Genomic DNA, 2,598 nt, shown 5'->3' with positions numbered 1-2,598 from the left:
CCATGTCTGTGGGGTGCGGAGGCCGTTTCGTGGGGTCCGTACGGGCCCTGTCTATTATACACATCTGACGCTGCAGAGGTGATTGGATGAGCATTTTACTGAATTCATTAACCACTGAGTTGCGCAGAGGCACTTTGACGTTAGCTGTTCTAAGTCAGCTCAAAACCCCTCAGTATGGGTACTCGCTTGTCCAGCGTTTAGAGAAGTCGGGAATTACCATTGATCAAAGTACTTTATATCCTTTGCTTCGCCGCTTGGAAAAACAAGAATTGGTCACCAGCAGCTGGGATACTTCTGAAAGTAGACCTCGCAAGTATTATTCTTTAAGCGAGTACGGGGGAGAAATATTCACTCAGCTAAAGGAAGAATGGGAAAAAACTTCTCAAGAGCTTTATATATTATTAAAAGGAGAGGGAGAAGATGGAGCTGATTGAACTTTATATTCAGGAAGTGACCCGCAGGCTGCCAGAAAAAAGCAGGGGGGATATTGCGCTTGAGCTTCAATCTACAATCGAAGATATGCTTCCGGTGGATTATACGGAGCAAGACGTGAAGGCCGTTCTTTTAAAATTAGGAGATCCGGTTACACTGGCAAGTCGTTATCGCGATCGGCCGATGCATCTGATCGGACCGCGTTATTTTGATGTTTATATCTGTCTGTTGAAAATGATTTTACCAATCGCTGCAGTCATTTCATTGATCGGATTAATAGGGGATAACCCTTTTCGGGATATGGAGAATACGGTTGTGGACGCAATTTTAATAATAATCGGGAAAGGGATTGCGGGTATCATCAGTACAGGTATCCAAGTGTTTTTCTGGTTAACGATTTCATTTGCCATTTTAGAACGCGTGGATACGTCAAAAGACCAGTCGCCTTTAACAAAAGACTTGAAACCATGGACACCGGAAAACCTAAAAGATATTCCGAACATTTCAAAGAAAAAAGCGGTTCCTATGATCGAGATTTTTGCGAGTTTGTTAGGTCTTTCTGTCTTCACGGCCCTTTATTTCAATGCAGCAAACCTTTTAGGAGTCTATGAAAAAAGAAATGACAGTCTCATTTTCGTGACACCTTCTTTCAATCAAGAAGTATTGAATTCCTATTGGCTGCTGGTATCATGCGTCGTAATCATTGGGGTGCTCTTGGCGATTTATAAATTATTTTTAAGGCGATGGACCCTGAAACTAGCTTTATTTCATGCCATATACCAGCTGTTATCCACTCTGACTTTCATCATCATCATCAGTAATCCTGATTTATTGAACCCGGAATTCATTGGGTACCAAAGAACACTATTTTCAATCGATGAATGGAAAACCTCGATTTATTGGGGTCTCATACTCATCTCCATCTGTTTTGCCGTCTACGATTCCTATCAAGGCTTCCGTAAGGCAAAAATCCGTTAAGGCACAGCCATCCAGCTGTGTTTTTTGTTTGAAAGTTTCTTGAAGTGAAAGTGAGCTTATAACAAGTCTGTAAGATTATTTCTCAATTTACAACTGAAAATAGAAAAACACCTCATATGAAATATAGTTTTTAACAAACTATACAGCATATGAGGCGTTACATTTTTTTTATTGAACTGCATCGAACTGATTAACTTTCCAAGTGGATCCGGACTTATAAAAGGTAACTGTTCTTTTTACTGAGTCACCGTCGACTGTGGGTACAGTTAAATTGTAGGATCTAACATTAGTTTTTTGATAGACCAATTTAATTTTTGCTTTTCTCCACTCTAACATGCTGTCGCCGTCTCCGATTGGACGGGCTAATTTACCTTTATGTGTAATATAACTATATTTGTTCAGCCCTTTTTCAACTGCATTATTAGTAAATGTCTCTGCTAAGTAGGTAGTCAATTTATCTTTTGTATTAAACTCTTGGCAAAGGTATGAATACTCTGTCCCTTTATAATTGAAAGTTTTTTGTGAACATGAACGGGCTTTGTAACCATGTAAAGCATTCCAAAAATGTTTGCTGGCATTATCGGCTATTTTTAATGCATTTGCGTCAGACAAATTCTGTGATGTCGTTTTAGCGGTAACCTGACCACTTAATGTGAAAAGTAAAATGATAATGGATAATAGCACACCTGAAAATTTTTTCATATTTTATCTCCCCAATCCCTAATAGGATACTTATGTAACGAAAGTGTAATTGATATTACAATTGTTACATTTATATTACAACATGATCAGCATAAGTAAAAGAGAAATCTTGTTAATTTTTAAATAAAATTTTTATATATACATAGTTTGTTCACTTTATTCTTTTTGAAATCCCATTTGTAAGGACTTTGGCTGTTACATACTTATTCCACCAACTGGCCTATTTAAAACCCAGCAGTGTATTTTTTTCCAATAGCGGGACAAGTTAATCCATTATATTTTCATTAATATCAAGATATGTACAAAGAATCCGAATTTCCCGGGCAGAGCCCGAAAATAATAAATATAAAGGTTTGACAAACTTTCTAGTCCTACCGTATTATAAATTATATACTTGAATATATTCTCCAAAGGGGAGTAGCTTTTACAACAATGTCGTCATTACGGAGCTCTTTGCTCTCGGTGTTGTTGGCAGCATATTGTTGC

General features: G+C 37.8%; 3 protein-coding genes. 2 read left to right on the top strand and 1 reads right to left on the bottom strand.

Annotated features, from left to right (window positions below; genetic code table 11):
* The first annotated feature begins 86 nt into the window (after positions 1-86).
* Together ACFVSH_RS25265 and ACFVSH_RS25260 are read left to right on the top strand one after the other, a co-directional pair.
* Entirely contained in the window at positions 87-434 is a 348-nt protein-coding gene (locus ACFVSH_RS25265) for a PadR family transcriptional regulator (RefSeq protein ID WP_387708498.1), read from the top strand.
* On the top strand, positions 421-1,410 hold the full coding sequence (locus tag ACFVSH_RS25260) for a hypothetical protein (protein WP_387708496.1): 990 nt from the start codon (positions 421-423) through the stop codon (positions 1,408-1,410). The genes ACFVSH_RS25265 and ACFVSH_RS25260 overlap by 14 nt, the downstream gene beginning before the upstream one ends.
* Positions 1,411-1,578: 168 nt before the next feature.
* On the opposite strand, the gene ACFVSH_RS25255 is transcribed toward ACFVSH_RS25260, so the two are convergent.
* Positions 1,579-2,112 carry an IseA DL-endopeptidase inhibitor family protein gene (locus ACFVSH_RS25255; RefSeq protein WP_387598684.1) on the bottom strand — a complete coding sequence of 178 codons (534 nt, stop codon included), beginning with the start codon at positions 2,110-2,112 and terminating at the stop codon, positions 1,579-1,581.
* Positions 2,113-2,598 lie beyond the last annotated feature (486 nt).

The sequence above is a fragment of the Peribacillus sp. NPDC058002 genome (assembly GCF_042886655.1).
Classification (GTDB): Bacteria; Bacillota; Bacilli; order Bacillales; family DSM-1321; genus Peribacillus; species Peribacillus aracenensis.
This window is presented reverse-complemented; position numbering and strand designations above follow the sequence as displayed.